The sequence below is a fragment of the Dryocola sharpae genome (assembly GCF_051307055.1).
In the GTDB taxonomy this organism is placed as follows: domain Bacteria; phylum Pseudomonadota; class Gammaproteobacteria; order Enterobacterales; family Enterobacteriaceae; genus Dryocola.
Map to the genome: position 1 here is coordinate 3,160,782 of NZ_CP149994.1, position 23,873 is coordinate 3,184,654.

The following is a 23,873-nucleotide window of genomic DNA, read 5'->3' on the forward strand; positions in this document are numbered from 1 at the left end:
ATAGATGGATGAGCAGCAGGCATCCCTGTTATCTTTTCCCATATCCCGCGGCCGTAACGCGGTGGTTAGCCAAAGTGATAATAAGAGACGGCTGAATGAGAAGAGCCGTAAATGCCCTACAAACCTTCGGAAAATCGCTCTATGGCCCGGCGCTGATTTTACCCATCCTCGGTTTGTTTATTGCGCCTGGTAACGTGCCGGGCAGCGGCAACCTTGCGGAGGACTTGCCTTACCCAGCCACTCTTCCGTTCAGCATATGAGAATGGGCGAGCTTTTCCTTTTTCACCAGACTTTGCTGATGCAATAGCTTGCGTCGGAGCCACCATTGAAAGGCGGCTATGAAAAAGCCCTGCAGGCGTTTACGCTCAAACGCACCGTGCCGACCATGCAGCATGCAAAAGCGATTCTCGATGAGATGCCCGAAGCCAACCGTGATTACCGGCCGCAGTTACAGCAGGCGTGGAAAGGTGGCGAGGCGGTGAAATAGTTCTTTTATGTCATAAATTCGAGATACCTCGCGCCCCGGGAGATGGTCGCTTGTCGGTTTAGTAAAAAACGCCGACAATCCGATAGTGAATAACGATTCGGAGGCAACCATGTCCACCTCTTTCTTTGTCGCGGGCGACTGGCTCGCAGAGCATATTTTTGACGAGGATATCCAGATTCTGGATGCTCGTATGGCTCCTGCAGGCCAGGAGCATCTGCGCGATATGTCAGCTGAATATCTCGCCGGGCATTTACCCGGCGCCGTCTTTTTCGATATTGAAGCCCTGTCCGATCGTACCAGCCCCCTGCCCCATATGATGCCGCGTGCTGAAGCCTTCGCCGTTGCCATGCGTGAATTGGGCATAAGCAGCGATAAGCATCTGATTGTTTATGATGAAGGCAACCTGTTCTCCGCCCCACGCGCCTGGTGGATGCTGCGCAGTTTTGGCGTCGAAAATGTCTCTATCCTCGCCGGTGGGCTGGCGGACTGGCAGCGAGAAGAGCTGCCGCTGCAACAGGGCGTAATCGAGCTGCCGGAGGGAGAATTTGACGTCAATTTCGATCCGGAAACGATCAAGCGTCTGACGGACGTTTTGCTGGTCAGCCATGAAGGCACCGCGCAGATTGTGGATGCCCGTCCTGTGGCACGTTTTCATGCCGAAGCGGATGAACCGCGTCCAGGCCTGAGACGCGGGCACATACCCGGCGCGTTAAACGTGCCATGGGGCGATCTGGTGGAGAACGGCCAGTTGAAAACCACCGACGAGTTAAGCGAGATTTTCGCCCGTCAGGGCGTCCGCTTCGACAAGCCGGTGATTGCGAGCTGCGGCTCGGGCGTTACCGCCGCCGTCGTGGTGCTCGCGCTGACAACGCTTGGAGTAAATGGCGTTTCACTGTACGACGGCTCCTGGAGTGAATGGGGCGCGCGTGCAGATTTACCCATCGAACCGGCGCAGTAACGAATAACCGGCTGGCAGGGCTGCTGGAAAGCGGGAATCTTTAACCCGCGCGGAATATCGGGTGCTCTCGCATCTTACCGCTTCTCCGCTGCTGGTCGGCAATATCACCGTTCGCGAACTGGCGCAGGCGACGTTTGTCTCCAGCGCCACTATTATGTATGCGGCTGTGCCAGAAGCCGAGGTTTAGCGGCTACAGCAAGTTTATCTGGCGCTGCAAACCGCTGCTTTCCGGCACGCCCAGATCGCCCATCAGCCTCTCCAGCCTGCCGCAACGCTGCCGGCGTTGTTCGTCGGTTTGTTGCTAATTATCAGCAGACGTTCCGCTGGGTCACACCTGAGCTGATGGCGCAAGGGATGTCGATCGTGGCATTTACCCGCACATAGCCAAATAGCTTGGCCGAGCTGGCGGAAGTGCATTTTAAGCTCTACGACGAGGCAACCCACTTTGCGGCGCAAGCCGCCGGGATCGCCTCGTTTGGGTCAAATCTGGTTATGCCGATCGATTAGCTGCTGTTGCAGGCAGCCGCCCGACCCACCCTCCCGCAAAGAGGGCGGAATAAAATCAGATGATACGGTTGGTTTTAAAATCGCGCAGGAAACTGCCCCAGCGGCGCTCATAAAACGGCGTGATGTGCGCCAGCATAAAGTGGCTGATGCCCTTCTCCCCTTCGGCTACCAGACAGATATCTACCGGCTCATCGCCCGGTAAGGTGTCGGTCGCCACGCTTCCCGCCTGGCGAATAATCGCCTCAACGTCACCGTCGGCTTCAATGCCAATCAGCAGGTTTGGCTGCTCGTCCGCCTGCTCTTTGATTGAACAAAGAAACGCCCGCTTGACGGTTTTCAGGCTCTTAAAGAGGGTCGTTAACGATTCCACCATCTGCGCTGGCGGTTCTGCGACCTCAGAAAGCAGCAAAGAGGCGCCGCCTTCCAGCACCTCCTGCTGGCTGAGCGGATCGCCTTCAGCACTCATCAGGTGACTGATTTCACGCGGGGTAAACTCTTTGCCGGTTGGCAGCTTAGCGTTCAGGAACAGGCTCTCGCCGAGCGTCATTTCAAACAGCGTGCGTGCCGGCATGGCGACAAAAGCCTGCTCATGGCTGATGGCCTGCTGCAGCGCTCCTACAGAAGAGAAAAACGGAATCACGGAGGTGCCGTCCTCTTTTTCCCAGTGCTGCAGTTCAACCGCGCTGTCCGCATCGATGGCCTCGCCTTCCGCCGCTTCTCCCGGTACCCAAACGGTGGATTCCAGCAGCACGCGGAAAAATGCCGGGCGATGGGCAGGCTCGGTCGCCGCCTGCTCCAGCAAGGTTTCTAATTCATTTTTGGTTTCTGACATTGTGGTTCCAGGGAAAAGCATAATTCGTAGAGTGGATAAACGCAGTGCCATCCACCGCTAACTTAAAACCAGGGCGGATGATGCAAGCTTATCCGCCCTACAAAAAAGCGTTACTTATCACTTAATAAGTTAGCAATCGCACGCACGCCCAGGCCCGTCGCGCCCGCAGACCACTGCTCCACCGCGCCTTTACGATAGGTTGCCGAGCAGTCGATGTGCAGCCAGCCTTCGTGGTAATTTTCCACAAAGTGGGACAGGAAACCTGCCGCAGTGCTCGCGCCCGCCGGGAAAGATGGGTTCGAGGTGTTATTCAGCTCCGCAAAGTTAGACGGCAGCTGATTGCGATGGAATTCGGCCAGCGGCAGGCGCCAGAAGGGTTCGTTCTCCTGCGCAGCGCTTTCCAGCAGGCGGTTTACCAGCGCGTCGTCAAAGCTGAACAGCGCGTGATAGTCGTTGCCCAGCGCGGTTTTTGCCGCACCGGTTAAGGTTGCGCAGTCGATAATCATCTCTGGCTTTTGCGCGCTGGCGTCAATCAGGCCATCGGCCAGCACCAGGCGGCCTTCCGCATCGGTATTCATCACCTCGACGGTTTTGCCGTTGCGATATTTAATGATGTCGCCAAGCTTGAAAGCGTTGCCGCTGACCATGTTGTCCGCACAGCACAGGTAAAGCTTCACGCGTTTGTTCAGGCCTCGGGTAATGGCAAATGCAAGCGCGCCGGTAATGGTTGCGGCGCCGCCCATGTCAGACTTCATGGAATCCATAAAGGCGCTTTGTTTCATGCTGTAGCCGCCGGAATCAAAGGTGATACCTTTGCCGACCAGGGCTGCGTATACCGGCGCATCCGGGTTGCCGGTTGGGTTGTAATCCAGCGCCAGCAGAACCGGTGGACGCTCAGAACCACGGCCTACGGTATGAATACCCATATAGTTCTGCTCGCGCAGATCTTCGCCTTTGGTGATGCGGTAGGAGACGTGGTCGCATGCCACGTCGTTCAGCAGATCGATGGCGCGGGAAGCCAGCTGTTCCGGGCCGAGCTCTTCAGCCGGAGTGTTGATGGTGTGGCGCACCCAGTCGATGATTTTCAGGCGGTTATCGAGCTCTTTTTGCTGCGCTTCATCAAGCGGCGCCCAGTCGACTTTACGCGTGCCTTTTGGTGCGCGATAGCCCTGCCAGAACGCCCAGCTTTTCTCCACGTCCCAGCCTTCGCCCGCCAGCTGTACATGCTTCAGGCCCTGACCATCGATTTTACGTGCGGCACGCTGAATTAAGCCCGGATCGTCTTTGCCGGTCAGGTGCAGGATGATGCCTTCATCGTTGATGCTATAGGCGGCTTTTTCGCCCCAGCGCGCGTCGGCAGGCGCGGTGGAAAGCGTAATTTTCATGGCTTCTGACATTTTGTTTTCCTTCTATTTTTTTCAGCACATGCTAGATATGAAACGGGCCGCCTGAGGCAGCCCGCTTGGTTTAACTATTCTGCTTCATCTAACCAGACTAACAGAATCGCTTCCAGAATTTTTTCACTGGATGCGTCTGGATCGTCGTCAAACTCTTCCAGATCGCAGATCCACTGATGAAGGTCGGTAAAACGCACCGTTTTCGGATCGAGATCCGGACGGCTGTCGTACAGCGCTTCGCCGATCTCACGGCTATCGGTCCATTTCAGTCCCATTAGCGACTCCTGTTAGTGCTCGCGCGCATGGTTGATGGTGTAGCGCGGCATTTCAACGACCAGATCTTCGTCGGTAACGCGCGCCTGACAGCTCAGACGGCTTTCAGGCTCAAGGCCCCAGGCCTTATCGAGCATATCATCTTCATCTTCCGTGCTCTCGGCAAGAGAGTCGAAACCTTCACGCACCACGCAGTGGCAGGTCGTGCAGGCGCAGGATTTCTCACAGGCGTGCTCAATCTCGATACCGTTGCGCAGGGCAACGTCAAGAATGGTTTCACCGACATTCGCTTCCAGAACTGCGCCATCCGGACAAAGGTCCTGATGAGGCAGAAAAACAATCTTTGGCATGTTAAACCTCGTCCACGGAGTGGCCTTTCAGCGCCTTACGGATTGATTCATCCATACGACGAGCGGCAAAATCCTGGGTTTGTTTGTCTACGTTTTTAATGGCTTGTTCAATCGCATCGGTGTCATCGCCTGCGGCGGCGGCGCCAAGCGCTGCCATCGCTGCATCGATATCCGCGCGTTCGGCGGCGCTTAACAGCGCGGCATCCGAGTTCAATGCACCCTGCAGGCTTTCCAGCACGCGGGCTGCATCAACTTTTTGCTCTGCAAGCATGCGCGCTTTCACGTCATGCTCGGCAAAGCTCATGGAATCCTGAATCATGGCGGCGATTTCGCCATCGCTCAGGCCATAAGACGGTTTCACCTGAATAGAGGCTTCCACGCCGGTGGATTTCTCCATGGCGGTGACGCTCAGCAGGCCATCGGCATCGACCTGGAAGGTAACGCGGATGTGCGCCCCGCCGGCAGGCATGGCAGGAATGCCGCGCAGCGTAAAGCGCGCAAGCGAGCGGCAATCCTGCACCAGCTCACGCTCGCCCTGCAGAACCTGAATCGCCATCGCAGTCTGACCATCTTTAAAGGTGGTGAAATCCTGCGCCCGCGCTACCGGAATGGTGGTATTACGCGGTATGACCTTTTCAACCAGGCCGCCCATAGTTTCAAGACCGAGCGACAGCGGGATAACGTCCAGCAGCAGCATTTCGCTGTCCGGCTTGTTGCCTACCAGAATGTCGGCCTGAACGGCCGCGCCAATGGCGACGACTTTATCCGGATCGATAGAAGTAAGCGGCGTGCGGCCAAAGAATTCACCCACGCGTTCACGCACTAACGGCACGCGGGTCGAACCGCCAACCATTACCACTTCCAGCACTTCTTCAGCTTCTACCGCCGCGTCTTTCAGCGCGCGGCGGCAGGCCAGCAGCGTTCTTTTTACCAAAGGGGCAATCAGGTCGTTGAACACTTCACGCGTGACGGAGCCTTTCCAGCCCGCCACTTCAACGGTGGTGCTTTCGGCATCGGTGAGCGCGATTTTTGCAGCAATGGCCGCATCGAGTAACTGACGCTGGACGCGATCGTCGCTGCGATCGGCGACGCCCGCCTGTTCGCGCAGCCAGTCGGCCAGCAGATGATCGAAGTCATCGCCGCCCAGCGCGGAATCGCCGCCGGTGGCCAGCACTTCAAACACGCCGCGGCTTAAGCGCAGAATGGAAATATCAAAGGTGCCGCCGCCCAGGTCATAAACGGCAATAACGCCTTCCTTGCCGGAATCCAGACCATAGGCGATAGCCGCTGCAGTCGGTTCATTCAGCAGGCGCAGAACATGCAGGCCAGCCAGACGCGCCGCGTCTTTGGTGCCCTGGCGCTGCGCATCGTCGAAATAGGCGGGAACGGTAATCACCACGCCATCAAGTTCACCTTCCAGCGCTTCGGTAGCACGTGCGGAAAGCGCTTTCAGGATGTCGGCGGAAATGCGAACAGGATTAAGCAATCCCGCAGGCGTTTCGATCATCGGCAGGCCGTTTTCGCTGGCCCTGAGACGATAGGGAAGATGGGGATAGCGCGCCTGAATGTCGGCCAGAGAGCGGCCCATCAGGCGTTTTACGGAGCTGACCGTGTTTGCCGGGTCAAGCGCCGCCTGAGCACGCGCGTCCCAGCCCACGTTCAGGCCGTCTTGCTGGTAGTGTACGACTGAAGGTAACAGATGGCGCCCTTCGCGGTCAGCCAGCGTTTCGGCTTGTCCACTGCGCACGGTCGCCACCAGAGAGTTGGTGGTACCTAAGTCGATGCCCGCGGCCAGTTTACGCTGGTGCGGCGCGGCGCTCAGGCCGGGCTCACTGATTTGTAATAACGCCATTTTGAGCTTCCAGTTAAAAATCGAGCAGCTTTTCTTCGAGTTGTTCTATCTGGCTGCGCAGTTTATCGAGAAAACGCAGTTTACGCACGGTATCCGCCGCCTGCGTCCAGTCCTGGGTATCCAGTTGCTGCACCATCTGCGCGCTGCGAGTTTTCACCATCGCATCAACGCCTTTTGCGAAGCTTTCAAGGCGCCCGGCGTCTTTCGCCTGCTCAATATTATCAAGCTCTTCACGCAGTTCGAGCTGCTCCATCAAAAACGCGGTATCGCGCACGGTATGCTGCTCGTTCGCGAGATCAAAACCGTTGAGAGAGAGAATATACTCGGCGCGCAGCAAAGGGTGACGCAGCGTTTGCCAGGCCTGATTGATGGTCGCAGATTGTTGTACCGCCAGCAGTTGCTCCGCCTGAGGGCGGCTGGCGTATTTATCCGGATGGAACTGACGCTGCAGCTCCTGGTAACGGGTAGCCAGCAGCTCGGTGTTGACGGTAAAGCCTACCGGTAACCCAAAGAGGGTAAAGTAATCCATAACAGACTCGGGGTTAACAGGGTAAAGCGCCATACCCCACGAACGCGGGGTATGAGCTGAAATCAGACGTGGAAGCTTTCGCCGCAGCCGCACTCATCTTTAACGTTCGGGTTGGTAAACTTAAACCCTTCGTTAAGGCCTTCTTTCACGAAGTCGAGCACGGTGCCGTCTAAAAATTGCAGGCTTTTACCATCGACGACCACTTTCACGCCTTTGTCTTCGAACACGGTGTCTTCTGCCATCGGTTCATCAACAAACTCCAGAACATAGGCCATGCCGGAGCAGCCGGAAGTCCGCACGCCTAACCGCAGGCCAAAGCCTTTACCACGGTTGGCTAAAAAGGCATTCACACGAGCGGCAGCACTGTCGCTAAGGGTAATCGACATACAACAACCTCAATCAGATATTATTTCGCTTCACGCTTGCTTTTATAATCCGCGATAGCCGCTTTAATAGCGTCTTCCGCAAGAATTGAGCAGTGAATTTTTACCGGCGGCAGTTCGAGTTCGTCTGCGATATCGGTGTTTTTAATCGCCTGCGCTTCATCCAGGGATTTACCCTTAACCCACTCGGTGACCAGCGAGCTTGAAGCAATCGCCGAACCACAGCCGTAAGTTTTGAAGCGCGCGTCTTCAATAATACCTTCATTGTTGACTTTGATCTGCAACTTCATCACGTCGCCACAGGCCGGTGCGCCTACCATGCCGGAACCTACGCTCTCATCGCCGTTGTCAAAAGAACCAACGTTGCGTGGGTTTTCGTAGTGATCAATTACTTTTTCGCTGTAAGCCATTTTTACTTCTCCTGAATCCGAAACCGATAATTAGTGATGAGCCCATTCGATGGAGTTGATATCCACGCCCTGCTTGAACATCTCCCACAGCGGAGAAAGGTCGCGCAGACGGCCGATGGATTTACGTACCAGCTCAATGGTGTAGTCGATCTCTTCTTCAGTGGTGAAACGACCCAAAGAGAAACGGATGGAGCTGTGGGCGAGCTCGTCACTCATACCCAGCGCACGCAGCACGTAAGACGGCTCAAGGCTTGCTGAGGTACAGGCGGAACCTGAGGAAACCGCGAGGTCTTTCAGCGCCATGATCAGCGACTCACCTTCAACGTAGTTAAAGCTCACGTTAAGGATATTCGGCGCGCCGTGCTCCAGATCGCCGTTCAGATAAACTTCTTCCATGTCTTTCACGCCGTTCCACAGACGGTTACGCAAAGTACGCAGACGGGCCATTTCAGACTCCATCTCAACTTTCGCGATACGGTAAGCTTCGCCCATGCCGACGATCTGGTGGACAGGCAGAGTACCTGAACGCATGCCGCGTTCGTGGCCGCCGCCGTGAATCTGCGCTTCGATACGAATACGCGGCTTACGACGAACGTACAGCGCGCCAATCCCTTTAGGACCGTAGATTTTATGGCCGGAGAAGGACATTAAATCAACTTTCAGCGTGCTGAGATCGATAGGCAGTTTGCCCACGCTCTGGGTCGCATCCACATGGTAGATGATGCCGCGCGCGCGGCACATTTCGCCGATTGCCGCGATATCCTGCACCACGCCGATTTCGTTGTTGACGTGCATGACGGAAACCAGAATAGTGTCGTCACGCATTGCCGCTTCAAGCGCTTGCAGAGAAACGATGCCGTTGCTCTCAGGCGCCAGATAAGTCACCTCGAAGCCTTCGCGTTCAAGCTGGCGACAGGTATCCAGCACGGCTTTGTGTTCGGTTTTTACGGTGATGATGTGCTTGCCTTTCTTCTGATAGAAGTTGGCGGCACCTTTAATAGCGAGGTTATCAGATTCAGTTGCGCCTGATGTGAAGACGATCTCACGCGGGTCAGCGCCCACCAGGTCTGCGATTTGGTTACGAGCGATATCAACCGCCTCTTCCGCCTGCCACCCGAAACGGTGCGAGCGGGAAGCCGGGTTACCGAAGGTTCCGTCCATCGTCAAACACTGCATCATCTTCTCGGCAACACGCGGATCGACAGGCGTCGTTGCGGAATAGTCCAGATAAATCGGTAATTTCATTGCTCTTAAGCTCCGTACATCACTTCAATACGAAGAATCAGGCAGAAAAAGTCCAGCCGGGTGCGCCGCACCCGAGCCTGATTCTAAAAATATTTTCTGTATACTTAATCGATGCTGCTTATGCGCGCAGTTTAACGTCGATGGCGTCCTGAGAACGCGTGGTGCGATGGTTTTCGTGCTGCTGACGGCCTGACACATCCAGTACTTCCTGGTTATTCACCAGTTCACCTAAGGTTATATTGTTCAAAAAGCCGGTCAGACGGTCGCTCAGATCGCGCCACAGCGCGTGGGTCAGGCACTTATCGCCGCCCTGGCATCCGCCTTTGCCCTGACAACGGGTCGCGTCGACGGATTCATCAACGGCGCTGATCACTTCACCCACCGCGATGCTGCCTGCATCTTTCCCTAACAGGTAACCGCCGCCAGGACCGCGCACGCTGGCAACGAGGCCATTTTTACGCAGGCGGGAGAACAGCTGCTCCAGGTAGGAGAGTGAAATACCCTGGCGCTCGGAAATATCAGCTAACGGAACCGGACCCGATTCGGAGTTCAACGCAACGTCGAGCATTGCGGTCACAGCGTAGCGCCCTTTTGATGTCAGTCTCATGTCTTGCTTAACCTCAAATAGCCCCTCGAGCCGGGGGTTTTTAAAAATGTGATTGTCCACATAGCAGGCCGCAAGTCTGACATTCCTGAGTAAAATGGTCAACTATTTAACCCAGTAATTTACTCAAGTATTATTTGCCCGATTTCTTGTCGCTTTCAATAGAGGAAAGCATGCCCCGCAGGATGCTAAGCTCTTGACTTTCCGGGCGTGCGCGCGTGAAGAGGCGACGAATTCTGCTCATTACCTGGCCCGGATGGCTGGCGCGAATAAAGCCGGAATTCAGCATGACTCGCTCAAGGTGACCGTAGAAACGCTCTAGATCATCGACCAGCGGATAAGGCGTCTCTTCCTCTATTACTTCAGCACCCTCTTCCTGCGTGGCAAGCCAGGCAATGCGTACTTCATAGGCAAGGATCTGAACCGCCATCGCCAGATTCAGCGAGCTGTATTCCGGGTTAGCCTGAATCGCTACGTGATAGTGGCACTTCTGCAGCTCTTCATTCGTTAAGCCGACGCGTTCGCGGCCAAACACAATCGCCACCGGCGCATGTTTTGCTTCCGAGATGCTTTTCAGGCCGCATTCACGCGGGTTCAGCATTGGCCAGGGCAGCGTTCGGGAGCGCGCGCTGGTGCCGACAACAAGGCTGCAGCCCGCAAGGGCTTCGTCCAGCGTATCGACGATTTTCGCATCGCCAATGACATCGCTGGCACCCGCAGCGAGCGCGATTGCCTGAGAATCTGGTTTCACCAGCGGATTGACCAGCCACAGGTTTGTTAATCCCATCGTTTTCATTGCACGGGCTACCGAGCCCATGTTGCCGGTGTGGGAAGTTTCAACCAGCACAATACGTACGTTATCCAGCATGCTTAATTCATAGCCTTAAAAGAATATCGCAATATCTTATCATAACCCTGGGACATAATCCGAACGCTCTGCTATACTCCGCCGCGTTTTCCGTTCTTTAACATCCAGTGAGAGAGACCGATGCATCCGATGCTCAACATCGCCGTGCGCGCTGCGCGCAAGGCGGGTAATTTAATTGCCAAAAACTACGAAACCCCGGACGCTGTTGAAGCGAGCCAGAAAGGCAGCAACGATTTTGTGACTAACGTTGATAAAGACGCCGAGCGTCTGATTATCGAAGTCATTCAAAAATCTTATCCGCAACACACCATTATCGCCGAAGAGTCAGGCGAGTTAGCGGGTAGCGAACAGGATGTGCAATGGGTTATCGATCCGCTGGATGGCACCACCAACTTCATCAAACGTTTGCCGCACTTCGCGGTCTCAATCGCTGTTCGTGTTAAAGGCCGCACCGAAGTCGCCGTGGTCTATGATCCGATGCGCAACGAGCTGTTCACCGCCGTTCGCGGTCAGGGCGCGCAGTTAAACGGTTATCGTCTGCGCGGCAGCACCGCCCGCGATCTCGACGGCACTATCCTGGCGACAGGTTTCCCGTTCAAAGCTAAGCAGCACGCTACTCCTTATATGAATATCGTGACCAAACTGTTCACGCAGTGCGCAGACTTCCGTCGTACCGGCTCTGCTGCGCTGGATCTGGCCTACGTTGCCGCTGGTCGCGTTGATGGTTTCTTCGAAATTGGCCTCAAGCCGTGGGACTTTGCCGCAGGTGAGCTGATTGCGCGTGAATCTGGTAGCCTGGTGTGCGATTTCACCGGCGGCCATAACCATCTGATGACCGGCAACCTCGTTGCGGGTAACCCACGCGTAGTGAAAGCGATGCTGGCTACCATGCGCGATGAGCTGAGCGAAGCGCTGAAGCGCTAAGTTCTGATGGCGGGCGGCGCTGACGCTGGCCCGCCGATTGTTGAATTGTTATAGGGTGGATAAGCGCTAACGCCATCCACCTTAGATTCAGAAAGGCCGTATCCCACGCGTTACCGGTTGCGCGCTCAGCCACATCACCGCCGCCGCAATAATCAAAATTATGCTTCCCGCCAGCGCAAGCGTGGCCCAGCCGATTTGCCGCCACAGTACCGGTGCTTTATTACTGCTCAGGCGAACCGCAAACTTCCGGAAGCTGTGCACCAGCAGCGCAAGGCCGGAAATGGTAATCGACGTGCCTGCCGCCATCGCCAGCGCGGAGAGCATTCCCCAGCTAAAGACGCCAATCACCTTACTGAACAGCAGCACCATAATCGCACCGGAACATGGGCGCATCCCCATCGACAAAACGATCGTCATGCGGGCACGCCAGTCCTCTCCTGCTGCCAGCTGTTCTTTTGACGGCAGGTGCTGATGTCCACAGCCGCAGTTAGCGTCATGGACATGATATCCGGTGAAGGCCGTAAATTTTTTTGGCTTACGCAGCGCCTGCCGGAGTTTACGAAGCGCGCGTATGCCAAGCAGCACGCCCAGAATGCCGACTAAAATATAGCTGCTCTTCTCAAGCCAGAAGCTGCTCATATGCAGCTGGCGCGACGGCAGGTGCAGAATGCCGAGCACGACTACCACCAGCGCTATCGCCACCAGTCCCTGCAACAGCGAGGCGGCGAACGTCAGTTTCAGACTGCTTTTCAACTGCGAGGGATGCGTGGCGAGCCATGTGGTTATCACGACCTTGCCGTGCCCGGGCCCCAGAGCGTGCAGCACGCCGTAAACAAGACTGAACGACAGCAAAGACCATCCCGCCCGCGCGGGATTTTCCGCCACCTGGTGCAGCAGGCTGCTTAACTGCTGGTTAATCGATCTTTGCCATGCGGCGCTATGAAGCAGGATCTGCGGCCAGTACTGCCAGACGGCATATAACGCGCTTATCGACAGCAGCAGGAAAAGCGCCAGCGGCCACATATGCCACAAGCGTCGGGTATCTGGTTTAACGGAGAAATCTACTGACATTGTAACGTTACCTGCTGAGCAAACTGTTTACCTAAGTCCATATCTTCCGGCGGCGCATCGGCCTTATCAAGGGACTGAGCGAAAGCCAGCGTATCTTCCGTTGGCTGCGGCGTTTTTACGGTAATCCGGCAGCCCTGCGCCAGCTCTTGTGGCAGCTTTGCATCCGTGGGCTGGTCATAACTCATATCAACAAAGTAGGTCGGGTCAAAGGTGGCGAAGGTATAAGTTTGCCCTTTTAAAGGCTGTGGATGCGCCAGCGGTAAGGTAAAAGTAAGCACCGCCTGATGATTGACCCGCGCCAGACTGTATGCGGTGGGCAAATTATTGAACTTCACTTTTTCACCGTTATGCCAGAATTCGGTAAAGTAGTGCTGCCCCAGCACGTTAGCCATAACTTCAGCGGCCAGCTTCTTCCAGACGGGCGAGTCAGGCTTTGCATCGCCCGCGTCATACAGTAGATCTGCTGAAGTGATTTCATCCATCGTCCACTGCATTTTCAGACCGGTCATCTGCCCGTCCCGACTCATCACCGTGGTCACAAGCGTTATGAAACTGTGGGGATGCGCCAGCGCAACGGGTGTCCAAAGCGCCGTGGCAATTGCGATCGTCCTTATTTTGCTATACAAATTCCTGCGCATTTTCCCCTCAGCAAAAAAATTCTGTGAGCCAGTCATAATTCCGCAATTAAAAAGCGCGCATGCGGCGATCCGCAGTAAAAGCTTTAGCTATTCTTAGCTAATCACTATAACTGGACCCTACGGATGATGACTCTGCTCTCCACAACACCATCTGTGCTCTCCAGTCCGCAGCGACGCTGCCACCTGCTTTTGATGCTTTATCTTCCGGGCCAGGCGGTGACCCCGGAGATTCTGGGCAGGATTAACGGAGTAGACAGTATTAAAGCCCTGCAAGATATAGCCGACACGGGCGATGAAATCCAGCGTTATCACCGGCTGACGATGATTACCGAACCCGATGGCAGCTACCGGATTGAGGGCAGCGCGCTCAACAGACGTCTTTGTTTGTTGCACTGGCTGCGAAGGGCGCTGCGGCTGTGCCCGCACTTCGTGCAGCACCACTTTACCCCGGCGCTTAAAGAGCAACTCAGAAAGCAGGGCATCACAAAAGCCCTGTATGACGAAACGAATCTTCAGGCGCTGGTGAGCCTCTGCGCTCGCCGTCTGCAGCGCCAGTTCGATAGCCGCGACATTCAGTTTTTAAGCCTTTTTTTGCAGTATTGCCTGCATCAGCATCAGCTGGGGAATACGCCTGAGTTTAACGAAACGCAGCGTGAATGGACGCGCCTGCGCCCGGAATACCTCGCCGCGCAGGAGATCGCCCGGCACTGGACGCGTCGCGTAAAGCAGCCTGCTCACGAAGAAGAACAGCTTTTTCTGGCCCTGCTGTTTCGGCTGCTGCGTACCCCGAACCCGCTGCGCGATAATCATCAGCAAGATTTACGCCTGCGCGCTTCTGTCTGCGCGATGATTGCCCGTTTTCACGAGCTGGCGGGGATGTCGTTCAGCGATGAACAGGGGCTGAGCGACCGGCTCTATATTCATCTTGCCCAGGCGCTCGACCGCTGCCTGTTTGCTATCGGAATCGACAACAGCCTGCCGGATGAAATCACCCGTCTGTACCCAAAGCTGATGCGAACCACTCGCGAGGCGTTTGGCGTCTTTGAAGCGGATTACGGCGTTCAGTTCTCAGACGAAGAGGTGGGGCTTGTGGCGGTGATTTTTGGCGCCTGGCTGATGCAGGAGAATGATTTGCAGGAAAAGCAGGTGTTGTTGCTGACGGGAAATAATGCCGAGCTGGAACAGCAGATTGAACAGCAGCTTCGCGAGCTCACTTTGCTACCGCTGAATATTAAACATCTGACCGTGCACGGTTTTCAAAAAGACGGCGCGCCAAAAGAAGTGGTGCTGGTTGTCACGCCCTACTCAACCAGCCTGCCGCTTTACTCGCCTCCGCTGATCCACGCTACGCTGCCGCTGGGCGACCATTTGCAGCAGCATATTCGTGAAATACTGGAGGCTTAGGCTGGCCTTGCCGCGACTCGTGGACGCAGCACGAGCGCCGGCAACGCTACCAGCGCCATAATCCAGAATACGCCGCCCTGCATATGCTGGTACAGGAAGCCTGAGAACATCGTCATGATGGCAATCCCACCGCCCATTGCGACGGCCGAATAGACCGCCTGCAGACGGATCACCTCGCTCCCCTGACGCGCCGAAATATAACGCATGGCCGCCAGATGGCAAACGGTGAAGCTTCCGCAATGCAGGATCTGCGCCGCAATCAGCCACGGCAGATCGGTGGTCCAGGCCATCAGGCTCCAGCGCAGGATGCCCGCCGCGCCGGAAAGCAGCAGCAGGTCACGCGCGCCCCAGCGGCGGAACAGCCTGTTGCTAAGCGCAAAGACGACGATCTCCGCCACCACGCCCAGCGACCATAAATAGCCGACGACCGAGGCAGAATAACCTGCGCCCTGCCAGTAAATAGCGCTGAACCCGTAATAGGCGGCGTGCGCCCCTTGCAGCAGCGACACGCAGGCAAGAAAGCGCCACGAGCTGAACACCAGCGTTTTCCAGGCCTGCCAGCCCGCGCCTTCTTTCTGCCGCGCTTCCCCCTGCGGCATCACCGATGGACGCAGCAACATGCCAATCAGCATGGAAGCCAGGCCGATGCTCAGCAGCACCAGAATCGCCCGGTAGCTGAACACGCTGACCAGCTTGCCGGTTATCGCCGACCCAATGACAAACGCCAGCGATCCCCACAGGCGTACCCGCCCGTAATCCATCTTGATTTGTTTTTGCCAGGTTCCGGCCAGCGCATCCGTAAGCGGCACCAGCGGCGAGAAAAAGAGGTTAAACCCAACCATCACCACCAGTAGCCAGGCGGATGTTTGCCCGAACCAGAAAGCAACGGCAAAGAGCAATGTCAGCAGGGCAAGCAGACGCAGAGCAAACACAAGTCGGCAAGGGTCGGTGACGCGTGGCGCCAGAAGCAGGCTACCGATGAAACGCGCGATTAAACCCGCGCCTAACAGAAGCCCGATAGTTTCAGGCGGCAGGCCTACCCCGGCAAGCCAGACGCTCCAGAATGGCAGGAAAATCCCGTAACTAAAGAAGTAGGTAAAATAACTGAGCGCCAGCCAGCGCGTAGAGTGCAAAACCATGATCCCTCCCGTTTTGGAGGCGATAGTGTGGCGGAGCGCAGGCTGGCTTGCAAGCTATCATTAACAGTTTAATAACACCTACATATTAAAAGGTTACCTGGCGTATATAGAGCAGACTGGATAGCGAAAAATCATCCGCCCCGCACGATGGCGAGCTGCATTTTCATCCGCACAGGCTCCCCTTTTTTGAGCAACACCGGTCCCGGCTGTCCGGGCATATTGTGCGCACTCCCGATTTTGGGCAATTAACCCGTGCGCAGCAGGTCATGGGAATCGGTTATTTGTACGTAGAAGATCTGCTGGCAGGTTAAGCACGGGCGTTTATTTAAAATACCGTGTCTGGCGCGCTTAGTGGTTGTGTATTACGTTTATTTTGTACTCCCGATAAATCGAGCCCGCCATGAATACATTACGATATTTCGATTTTGGTCAGTCACGCCCTGTGATGCTGCTGATCGCCCGAATCGCCCTCGTGCTGCTATTTATTATTTTTGGTTTTCCGAAAATGGCAGGCTTTAGCGGAACCGTGCAATATATGGCTTCCGCCGGCGCGCCGTTGCCGATGATTTCCGCCATTATTGCCGTGCTGATGGAGGTTGTTGCCGCCATTCTGATCGTGCTCGGTTTCTTCACTCGTCCGCTGGCGATACTCTTTATTTTCTACACGCTGGGTACGGCGGTGATTGGCCATCATTACTGGAATATGACCGGCGATACGGTGGTGCCGAATATGATTAACTTCTATAAAAACATCAGCATTGCTGCGGCGTTTCTGCTGCTGGCGATTGTTGGGCCGGGCAGTATCTCCCTCGATAAGCGCTAGCTGTTTCGCTAATAAAAAAGGCCGCTTACGCGGCCTTTTTACTGACGGGTTAACTTATGCGTAAACCGGCAGACGTGCGCAGATATCAAGCACTTTCTGTTTGGTGCGTTCAATAACGGCTTCGTCGTTAATGTTGTCCAGGACATCGCACATCCAGCCAGCCAGTTCGCGAACGTCTGCTTCGCTAAAGCCACGGCGAGTTACGGCCGGCGTACCAATACGGATACCGGACGTCACAAACGGGCTCTTTGGATCGTTTGGCACGCTGTTTTTGTTCACGGTGATGTTCGCGCGACCCAGCGCAGCATCCGCTTCTTTACCGGTCAGGTTTTTGTCGACCAGATCCAGCAGGAACAGGTGGTTATCGGTACCGCCGGATACCACTTTATAGCCGCGCTCCAGGAAGACGCTAACCATCGCTTTGGCGTTTTTAGCAACCTGCTGCTGATAGGTTTTGAATTCCGGCTCCATCGCTTCTTTCAGCGCCACCGCTTTGCCCGCAATAACGTGCATCAGCGGGCCGCCCTGCGCGCCCGGGAAGACGGCAGAGTTCAGTTTTTTGTACAGCTCTTCGCTGCCGCCTTTGGCGAGGATCAGACCGCCGCGCGGGCCTGCCAGCGTTTTATGCGTAGTGGTGGTAACAACGTGGGCGTGCGGGACCGGGTTCGGGTAAACGTCTGCGGCGATAAGACCAGCAACGTGCGCCATATCCACGAACAGGTAAGCGCCGACCATGTCTGCGATTTCACGCATTTTTGCCCAGTCAACCACGCCGGAATAGGCAGAGAAGCCGCCGATGATCATTTTCGGCTTATGTTCTTTGGCCTGTTTTTCCAGGTCTGCATAGTCGATATGGCCTGTTTCATCGATGCCGTAAGGAACGATGTTGTACAGCTTGCCGGAGAAGTTTACCGGGGAGCCGTGAGTCAGGTGGCCGCCGTGCGCCAGGTTCATACCCAGCACGGTATCGCCCGGGTTCAGCAGCGTAGTGTAGACCGCGAAGTTAGCCTGGGAGCCGGAGTGCGGCTGTACGTTAGCGTAATCAGCGCCAAACAGCTCTTTTGCGCGGTCGATAGCCAGCTGCTCGACCACGTCAACGTATTCGCAACCGCCGTAGTAGCGCTTGCCCGGGTAGCCTTCAGCGTACTTGTTGGTCAACTGAGAACCCTGGGCCTGCATAACGCGAGGGCTGGTGTAGTTTTCGGAGGCGATCAGTTCAATGTGCTCTTCCTGACGTACTTTTTCTTGCTCCATAGCCTGCCACAGCTGGGCATCATAATCGGCAATGTTCATTTCACGCTTTAACATTCGCATCTCCTGACTCATCTAACAGTAAAAATTTGGACTGCTTTGAGGGGGCCCATCCGGGCGACGGGCAACAGTGTAAACCGAATTGGTATTGCGTGATAGGGCTTGACAGCGCTTTTTACGCAAACGATTGGCTCCATGTGGCGCAAGGGTTTGATGGTATATGGCCCCGGGCAATTCAGCGGATATTTATTCATCAACAACGTGCATGTTTTTCACTTTCTGTGATCCGCATCGTTAACAACAATAACCCATTTACAACATGGGTCTATTTTTATAAGATGCATATAAAATACTACTTATATAAAACACACTGTTTTTCAGGAGTCATTCATGCTTGACGCACAAACCATCGCCGTTGTGAAATCCACTATTCCCCTGCTCGCCGCAACCGGCCCAAAACTTACCGCACACTTCTACGACCGCATGTTCAGCCATAACCCCGAGCTGAAAGATATCTTTAATATGAGCAACCAGCGCAACGGCGATCAGCGTGAAGCGCTGTTTAACGCCATCTGCGCCTACGCAACAAATATTGAAAACCTTGCGGCGCTGCTGCCTGCGGTAGAAAAAATCGCGCAGAAACACACCAGCTTCCAGATTAAACCTGAGCAGTACGACATCGTAGGCGGCCATCTGTTAGCCACGCTTGATGAGATGTTCAGCCCCGGCCAGGAAGTGCTGGACGCGTGGGGCAAAGCCTACGGCGTGCTGGCTGGCGTGTTCATTAACCGTGAAGCGGAACTTTATCAGAAGAATGCGGCTAAAAGCGGCGGCTGGGAAGGCACCCGCGCCTTCCGTATCGTGGCAAAAGAGCCGCAGAGCGCGCTGATTACCAGCTTTGAATTTGCGCCTGTGGATGGGCTGCCGATCGCCGATTATCAGCCGGGCCAGTATCTTGGCGTGTGGTTAAAACCCGAAGGCTTCCCGCATCAGGAAATTCGCCAGTATTCTTTGACCCGCAAGCCAGACGGCAAGAGCTATCGTATTGCGGTGAAACGTGAGGATTTAGGGCAGGTTTCCAGCTGGCTGCATAATCACGCGAAAGCGGGCGATGAAGTGCTTCTGGCCGCGCCTGCAGGCGATTTCTTTATGGATGTCGCGCCGCAAACGCCGGTTACTTTGATTTCTGCAGGCGTAGGCCAGACGCCGATGCTGGCAATGCTTGATACCCTTGCCAAAAATGCCCATTCAGCTCAGGTAAACTGGTTACACGCGGCCGAACACGGCGAGGTGCACGCCTTTGCCGATGAGGTGCAGACGTTGGGTGATCAGCTTCCGCGCTTTGAGCGCCACGTCTGGTACCGCACGCCGAACGAGAGCGATCGCGCTCAGGCAAAATTCGACAGCGAAGGGTTAATGGATTTGCTTGCGCAGGAAGGGAAAATCAGCGCGCCGGATATGCAGTTCTATCTCTGCGGCCCGGTGAACTTTATGCGCTTTGCCGCAGAGCAGCTGGTGAAACTGGGCGTTGAGCAGGATCGTATCCATTACGAATGCTTCGGCCCGCATAAGGTGATGTGATTTCCCTCTCATCCTGACCCTCTCCCCACCGGGGCGAGGGAACAAATCGAATCTGCTTCCTCTATCCCATAAGGAAGAGGGAGCAAATCGAATCGGCTTCCTCTGTTCCATAAGCAAGACTGAATACTCGGATCTGCCTGCCCTTCCCCCTCTCAGGACGAGGAACGGGATGAATCAGATTGCCGCGTCGTCTTCTTCGCCGGTGCGGATACGTACTACGCGCGCCACATCGAAGACGAAAATCTTACCGTCGCCAATTTTACCCGTCTGGGCGGTACGGATAATAGTGTCCACGCAGGTATCGACGATATCGTCGGTAACCACGATTTCAATTTTCACCTTCGGCAGGAAATCCACCATATACTCGGCGCCGCGATACAGCTCGGTATGCCCTTTCTGGCGGCCAAAGCCTTTTACTTCGGTCACCGTCATGCCGGTGATGCCGACTTCCGCCAGCGCTTCGCGCACGTCATCCAGTTTGAACGGCTTAATAATCGCATCAATTTTTTTCATGATTTTCTCTGTCATTCCCGCACAACTTATGTGCGCTGCAAGCATGGTAATCGGTTGCTCAAATTACCATAGACTACTCTTTAAAGTCATTGGCATCGAGTTCATGCCGGGAGAGTAATTTATAGAATTCAGTACGATTGCGCCCCGCCATGCGCGCCGCATGGGTGACGTTGCCTTTGGTGATTTGCAGCAGCTTGCGCAGATAGTTGAGCTCAAACTGATTACGCGCCTCGACAAACGTCGGCAGGACGGTGTTTTCCCCCTCCAGCGCCTGCTCCACCAGCGCTTCGCTGATAACAGGAGCGGAAGTCAGCGCCACGCACTGCTCGATAACGTTAACCAGCTGCCGTACGTTACCCGGCCAGCTTGCGGCCATTAAGCGTTTCATCGCGTCGGTTGAGAAGCTGCGCACAAACGGCTTGTGGCGGTCGGCTGACTGGCGCAGCAGATGATTGGCCAGCAGCGGAATATCTTCCGCACGCTCGTGCAGCGCCGGAATTTTCAGGTTCACCACGTTTAAGCGATAGAACAGATCTTCGCGGAACTCGCCGCGCTCCATCGCTTTTGGCAGGTCGCGGTGGGTGGCGGAGATAATGCGCACGTTAATATCCAGATCGCGGTTGCTGCCCAGAGGGCGTACCTTGCGTTCCTGCAACACACGCAGCAGCTTAACCTGCAGGGGAATCGGCATATCGCCAATTTCATCGAGGAATAACGTACCGCCTTCCGCCGCCTGGAACAGCCCTTCACGGCTGCTTACCGCGCCGGTAAACGCACCGCGCGCGTGACCAAACAGCTCCGACTCAAGCAGCTGCTCCGGCAAGGCGCCGCAGTTGATGGCAATAAACGCATTTTTGCTGCGCGGGCTGGCGTTGTGGATTGCCTGCGCCAGAATCTCCTTCCCGGTGCCGCTTTGCCCGTTAATCAGCACGCTGACGTCGGACTGCGCGACCATCCGCGCCTGCTCAAGCAGACGGAGCATATTCGGGCTGCGGGTGACTATCGTTTCGCGCCACATGTCATCGCCAGCGGCGACGGTGTGCACCAGCGCATCATCGATAGCCTGATACAGCGCATCTTTGTCTACCGGCTTGGTCAGGAAGCTGAACACGCCCTGCTGCGTGGCGGCAACGGCGTCCGGAATCGAACCGTGGGCGGTGAGAATGATAACCGGCATCCCCGGCTGCATCCTTTGGATTTCCGCGAACAGCGCCATGCCGTCCATTTCATCCATACGCAGATCGCTTATCACCAGATCGATTTTTTCCCGCCCGAGCAAACGAAGCCCTTCCGCGCCGCTTTCCGCCGTCGAAACGGTATAGCCTTCGCTTGCCAGACGCATACCAAGAAGCTTAAGCAGCCCCGGGTCATCATCAACAAGCAGCAATCGGGCCGGTTTGCGTTGCGTCATGGTTTTGCCTCCTGCTGTTTCTCATTATCCGTATCGGGTGCGGGCTTAGTGATATCGTCATCCGGGTTGCCCTGCGCCGCCGGGGCTGGGGCGGCTTTTTCGCCATCCCGACCGCCTTCCGGCAGGTAGCTGCTGGCTGGTTTGCGGCTGGAAAGCTGCCGTTCGATATCCGTCAGGTTCTCAAGCTTGCGGGTAGTCAGATCCAACTGGCTGCGCAGCCGCTGTTGCTGCTCGCGCAGCGTATCCAGCTCCCCGTCCGCCGACTGCTGGAGCTTGCTGTAGCGCGTACGCTCGTCGGAAAGGTCAAGCAGTGAAGCCTGACCGTCGCGCCATAGCTGGAAGAGCGGGCGTACCTGGGCTGGCACTTCACCTGCCATCGTATCAAGCTGGGTCATATATCGACGACGCTCTGTTGGGGTGATTTTGGCATTGCCTAACAGAATGCCGCGCTTAAAGGTGTCCTGCCAGGTATTGTCTGCCCACCTGCGGGCTTGCGCCCGCGCTTCTGCCGGCGGCAATCTTTCCGCGCAGTCCATACCGCGCAGCCAGAATAAGGGGTTGTTAACCGCTTCATGCCCTTCGATGTGCCAGATCTCCATACAGTCGGTGGAGAGATAATCCGCCAGTTGCTGTTCGGGCTCCTGGGGATGATGGGGCTGCTTAATAGAGCTGGTTACCGTATTTTGCACGCAGCCTGCCAGCATTAACGGCAGCAGAAGTACGCCAATACGGCGACGGAATAGTGTCACTTTCATTTTTAATCATTCTCGGGAAAAACGGGCAATTCGATACGGAAACAGACGTCGGTGGTGTTGTCCTCAACCAGACGCAGCTCGCCGTGCATACGGCGGATACAATCCTGGGCGATGCTCAGCCCCAGGCCACTGCCTTTGACCGCACCTTTACGCTGTAGACTGCCCTGATAAAAAGGCTCAAAGATCATCTCCCGTTCGGTGGCCGGAATAGGTTGCCCGGTATTGGCTACCTCAACACGTAACGCAGCGCCAACCTGTGAGCTGCGCAGGTAAATGGTACCGGATTCACTGCCATAGTACACCGCATTGGAATAGAGATTATCCAGCACGCTCATAAGCAACATGGGTTCCGCCAGACAGGCCACGGGGCTGAGGTCACACTCGGTATGCATCATTTTAGCCCGTGCCGGCAAACTGTGGGCGGAGATTACCATCTCAACCAGCGGCGCAAGCTCCACCTTTTCCAGCTCTATCTGGCCATCCGCCAGCTTGCGGTTGTAATCCAGCAGCTGCTCGATCAGTTTCTGCAGGTGGCGGCTGCTGCTATCAAGGATCTCCACCACCTCTTTTTGATCGGCCGTCAGCGGCCCGGCCACTTCGTCGGCCAGCAGCTCTGTCCCCTCACGCATACTCGCCAGCGGCGTTTTTAACTCATGGGAAATATGGCGCAAAAATTCATGACGTTGCGATTCAAGCCAGGAAAGGCGTTCGCTTAGCCAGACGATACGCTGGCCAACAGAGCGCAGTTCACGCGGGCCCTTAAACAAAACGGAATTGCCCAGCGAGCGCCCTTCGCCAAGCAGATTTATCATCCGCTCAATACCTTTCACCGGGCCGATAATCATACGGGTGAAGATAATCACCAGGCCCAGGCTCAGTAAAAACAGCACCAGCGCCTGCCAGCCGAAGAATTGACCGCGTTCGGCTATCTCCTGCTGCAGCTGCTGGCCGCGAGAAAACACCACCGTACGCGTGGCCTGAACCATCTCAGCGTTGGCCGTTGCAAAGCTTTCCAGGTGTACCGCCGCCGTCGCGTCGGGGCCGCTGTTTTTGCACTGTAGCTCAGCAAGATCGTTTAAGGACTGGCGCAGCGCCTGATAGAGATGATCGTCGGGGAGCACGCCCGTGTGGGCATCGAGCATTTCCGCATAGCGTTTTCGCTGTCCCTGATAAACTTTCGCAAGCGTGGTGTCGTCCAGTACGCAGTACTGGCGATAGCTGCGTTCCATTTCGAGGGCGACGTTAGTCATCGCCTCGCTGCGGCGAGCATCGATTAGCGTAGTACGGTTGGTCTGCGCGGCCTGCGCGCTAAGCGCGTTAAGACTCTGCCAGGCCTGCCAGGCAAGAACCAGCAGCGGCACCAGCACCAGCAAAAAAGCCATCATGACGAGCTGGCGTAGCGATCGAGGAAAAAAGTGCCACTGGTTCAATAGCTTCATCTCAAATTTACCTGTGAGACATGATGCTAGCCGGGATTGGAGGGAGTTTAAAGCCTGGAAGGCCAGAAACAGCAAAGGCAGGGTTAAAAACCCTGCCTTTGCTCTGGAATCAGGCGGTGCCTTACTCAACGTTTCGCCCGGAGTATGCCAGGTCTCGAAGACTGTTGGCAAAAGGTGGACGGCAGGCACCTTGAGTGCGTCATTCGATGGTTTATGTAGCACGACTCTG

Annotated in this window: 25 protein-coding genes and 2 pseudogenes; 8 read left to right on the forward strand and 19 right to left on the reverse strand. The window is 55.7% G+C overall.

Annotated elements, in window-relative coordinates:
* Positions 1 to 95: 95 nt before the first annotated feature.
* The 4 genes and pseudogenes from WLO31_RS15025 to WLO31_RS15040 all read left to right on the forward strand — a co-directional run.
* Positions 96 to 233, forward strand: a pseudogene (locus tag WLO31_RS15025) (PTS transporter subunit EIIC); the annotation flags it as partial.
* 23 nt (positions 234 to 256) lie between these two features.
* A pseudogene (locus WLO31_RS15030) lies at positions 257 to 487 on the forward strand (6-phospho-alpha-glucosidase); the annotation flags it as partial.
* Positions 488 to 596: 109 nt separating this feature from the next.
* Positions 597 to 1,445: a 3-mercaptopyruvate sulfurtransferase gene (sseA, locus tag WLO31_RS15035; protein ID WP_435927417.1), complete on the forward strand. Its 849-nt coding sequence runs from the start codon at positions 597 to 599 to the stop codon at positions 1,443 to 1,445.
* Between the two features lie 61 nt (positions 1,446 to 1,506).
* Positions 1,507 to 1,632: a hypothetical protein gene (locus tag WLO31_RS15040; RefSeq protein ID WP_435927418.1), complete on the forward strand. Its 126-nt coding sequence runs from the start codon at positions 1,507 to 1,509 to the stop codon at positions 1,630 to 1,632.
* A gap of 375 nt (positions 1,633 to 2,007) precedes the next feature.
* Here WLO31_RS15040 and sseB read toward each other — a convergent pair whose 3' ends face one another.
* The 11 genes from sseB to trmJ form a co-directional block, all read right to left on the reverse strand.
* Positions 2,008 to 2,784 (reverse strand): enhanced serine sensitivity protein SseB, encoded by a 777-nt coding sequence (gene sseB, locus WLO31_RS15045; protein WP_435927420.1) that lies wholly within the window; start codon positions 2,782 to 2,784, stop codon positions 2,008 to 2,010.
* 110 nt (positions 2,785 to 2,894) lie between these two features.
* Complete coding sequence (pepB, locus tag WLO31_RS15050; protein ID WP_435927422.1) at positions 2,895 to 4,181, reverse strand: aminopeptidase PepB; 1,287 nt, start codon at positions 4,179 to 4,181, stop codon at positions 2,895 to 2,897.
* A 74-nt stretch (positions 4,182 to 4,255) separates the two neighbouring features.
* Positions 4,256 to 4,456 carry a Fe-S cluster assembly protein IscX gene (gene iscX, locus WLO31_RS15055; RefSeq protein ID WP_435927424.1) on the reverse strand — a complete coding sequence of 67 codons (201 nt, stop codon included), beginning with the start codon at positions 4,454 to 4,456 and terminating at the stop codon, positions 4,256 to 4,258.
* Between the two features lie 12 nt (positions 4,457 to 4,468).
* The gene (gene fdx, locus WLO31_RS15060; RefSeq protein WP_034459208.1) at positions 4,469 to 4,804 is read right to left on the reverse strand and encodes an ISC system 2Fe-2S type ferredoxin; all 336 of its coding nucleotides are present in this window, start codon (positions 4,802 to 4,804) and stop codon (positions 4,469 to 4,471) included.
* Position 4,805: 1 nt separating this feature from the next.
* Positions 4,806 to 6,656: a Fe-S protein assembly chaperone HscA gene (gene hscA / locus WLO31_RS15065; RefSeq protein WP_435927425.1), complete on the reverse strand. Its 1,851-nt coding sequence runs from the start codon at positions 6,654 to 6,656 to the stop codon at positions 4,806 to 4,808.
* Positions 6,657 to 6,669: 13 nt separating this feature from the next.
* Positions 6,670 to 7,185 (reverse strand): co-chaperone HscB, encoded by a 516-nt coding sequence (hscB, locus tag WLO31_RS15070; RefSeq protein WP_435927426.1) that lies wholly within the window; start codon positions 7,183 to 7,185, stop codon positions 6,670 to 6,672.
* A gap of 62 nt (positions 7,186 to 7,247) precedes the next feature.
* Positions 7,248 to 7,571, reverse strand: a complete 324-nt coding sequence (gene iscA / locus WLO31_RS15075) for an iron-sulfur cluster assembly protein IscA (protein ID WP_121265959.1) — start codon at positions 7,569 to 7,571, stop codon at positions 7,248 to 7,250.
* Positions 7,572 to 7,591: 20 nt separating this feature from the next.
* Positions 7,592 to 7,978 carry a Fe-S cluster assembly scaffold IscU gene (iscU, locus tag WLO31_RS15080; protein WP_435927427.1) on the reverse strand — a complete coding sequence of 129 codons (387 nt, stop codon included), beginning with the start codon at positions 7,976 to 7,978 and terminating at the stop codon, positions 7,592 to 7,594.
* Between the two features lie 30 nt (positions 7,979 to 8,008).
* Positions 8,009 to 9,223 carry a cysteine desulfurase gene (iscS, locus tag WLO31_RS15085; RefSeq protein WP_435927428.1) on the reverse strand — a complete coding sequence of 405 codons (1,215 nt, stop codon included), beginning with the start codon at positions 9,221 to 9,223 and terminating at the stop codon, positions 8,009 to 8,011.
* A gap of 118 nt (positions 9,224 to 9,341) precedes the next feature.
* Positions 9,342 to 9,830: a Fe-S cluster assembly transcriptional regulator IscR gene (gene iscR / locus WLO31_RS15090; protein WP_435927430.1), complete on the reverse strand. Its 489-nt coding sequence runs from the start codon at positions 9,828 to 9,830 to the stop codon at positions 9,342 to 9,344.
* A 130-nt stretch (positions 9,831 to 9,960) separates the two neighbouring features.
* Positions 9,961 to 10,695: a tRNA (cytosine(32)/uridine(32)-2'-O)-methyltransferase TrmJ gene (gene trmJ / locus WLO31_RS15095; protein WP_435927431.1), complete on the reverse strand. Its 735-nt coding sequence runs from the start codon at positions 10,693 to 10,695 to the stop codon at positions 9,961 to 9,963.
* A 120-nt stretch (positions 10,696 to 10,815) separates the two neighbouring features.
* On the opposite strand from trmJ, the gene suhB reads away from it, so the two are divergent.
* Positions 10,816 to 11,619 carry an inositol-1-monophosphatase gene (suhB, locus tag WLO31_RS15100; RefSeq protein ID WP_435927432.1) on the forward strand — a complete coding sequence of 268 codons (804 nt, stop codon included), beginning with the start codon at positions 10,816 to 10,818 and terminating at the stop codon, positions 11,617 to 11,619.
* A gap of 87 nt (positions 11,620 to 11,706) precedes the next feature.
* On the opposite strand, the gene WLO31_RS15105 is transcribed toward suhB, so the two are convergent.
* Positions 11,707 to 12,690, reverse strand: coding sequence for a nickel/cobalt transporter (locus tag WLO31_RS15105; RefSeq protein WP_435927435.1), 984 nt, complete (start codon positions 12,688 to 12,690; stop codon positions 11,707 to 11,709).
* Positions 12,681 to 13,328 (reverse strand): DUF1007 family protein, encoded by a 648-nt coding sequence (locus WLO31_RS15110; protein ID WP_435927436.1) that lies wholly within the window; start codon positions 13,326 to 13,328, stop codon positions 12,681 to 12,683. The genes WLO31_RS15105 and WLO31_RS15110 overlap by 10 nt, the downstream gene beginning before the upstream one ends.
* A gap of 123 nt (positions 13,329 to 13,451) precedes the next feature.
* Here WLO31_RS15110 and csiE point away from each other — a divergent pair, with 123 nt between their 5' ends.
* Positions 13,452 to 14,732 carry a stationary phase inducible protein CsiE gene (csiE, locus tag WLO31_RS15115; protein WP_435927437.1) on the forward strand — a complete coding sequence of 427 codons (1,281 nt, stop codon included), beginning with the start codon at positions 13,452 to 13,454 and terminating at the stop codon, positions 14,730 to 14,732.
* On the opposite strand, the gene WLO31_RS15120 is transcribed toward csiE, so the two are convergent.
* A complete protein-coding gene (locus WLO31_RS15120; RefSeq protein ID WP_435927438.1) occupies positions 14,729 to 15,871 on the reverse strand; it encodes a 3-phenylpropionate MFS transporter in 1,143 nt (380 codons plus the stop codon). The two genes, csiE and WLO31_RS15120, sit on opposite strands and share 4 nt — an antisense overlap.
* A gap of 400 nt (positions 15,872 to 16,271) precedes the next feature.
* On the opposite strand from WLO31_RS15120, the gene WLO31_RS15125 reads away from it, so the two are divergent.
* Positions 16,272 to 16,694 carry a DoxX family protein gene (locus WLO31_RS15125; RefSeq protein ID WP_435927439.1) on the forward strand — a complete coding sequence of 141 codons (423 nt, stop codon included), beginning with the start codon at positions 16,272 to 16,274 and terminating at the stop codon, positions 16,692 to 16,694.
* A gap of 54 nt (positions 16,695 to 16,748) precedes the next feature.
* Here the strand turns inward: WLO31_RS15125 and glyA are convergent, their stop codons facing one another.
* Complete coding sequence (gene glyA / locus WLO31_RS15130) at positions 16,749 to 18,002, reverse strand: serine hydroxymethyltransferase (protein ID WP_435927440.1); 1,254 nt, start codon at positions 18,000 to 18,002, stop codon at positions 16,749 to 16,751.
* A 333-nt stretch (positions 18,003 to 18,335) separates the two neighbouring features.
* Between glyA and hmpA the strand changes: the two genes are divergently transcribed.
* Entirely contained in the window at positions 18,336 to 19,526 is a 1,191-nt protein-coding gene (gene hmpA / locus WLO31_RS15135; protein WP_435927441.1) for an NO-inducible flavohemoprotein, read from the forward strand.
* 174 nt (positions 19,527 to 19,700) lie between these two features.
* Here hmpA and glnB read toward each other — a convergent pair whose 3' ends face one another.
* The 4 genes from glnB to qseE all read right to left on the reverse strand — a co-directional run bounded on the left by glnB (position 19,701) and on the right by qseE (position 23,644).
* On the reverse strand, positions 19,701 to 20,039 hold the full coding sequence (gene glnB, locus WLO31_RS15140; RefSeq protein ID WP_002438074.1) for a nitrogen regulatory protein P-II: 339 nt from the start codon (positions 20,037 to 20,039) through the stop codon (positions 19,701 to 19,703).
* A 73-nt stretch (positions 20,040 to 20,112) separates the two neighbouring features.
* A complete protein-coding gene (glrR, locus tag WLO31_RS15145; RefSeq protein ID WP_167613335.1) occupies positions 20,113 to 21,450 on the reverse strand; it encodes a two-component system response regulator GlrR in 1,338 nt (445 codons plus the stop codon).
* Complete coding sequence (gene qseG / locus WLO31_RS15150; protein WP_435927442.1) at positions 21,447 to 22,205, reverse strand: two-component system QseEF-associated lipoprotein QseG; 759 nt, start codon at positions 22,203 to 22,205, stop codon at positions 21,447 to 21,449. Before qseG ends, glrR begins: the two co-directional genes overlap by 4 nt.
* 2 nt (positions 22,206 to 22,207) lie before the next feature.
* On the reverse strand, positions 22,208 to 23,644 hold the full coding sequence (gene qseE, locus WLO31_RS15155) for a two component system sensor histidine kinase QseE/GlrK (RefSeq protein WP_435927443.1): 1,437 nt from the start codon (positions 23,642 to 23,644) through the stop codon (positions 22,208 to 22,210).
* Between the last annotated feature and the right edge of the window lie 229 nt (positions 23,645 to 23,873).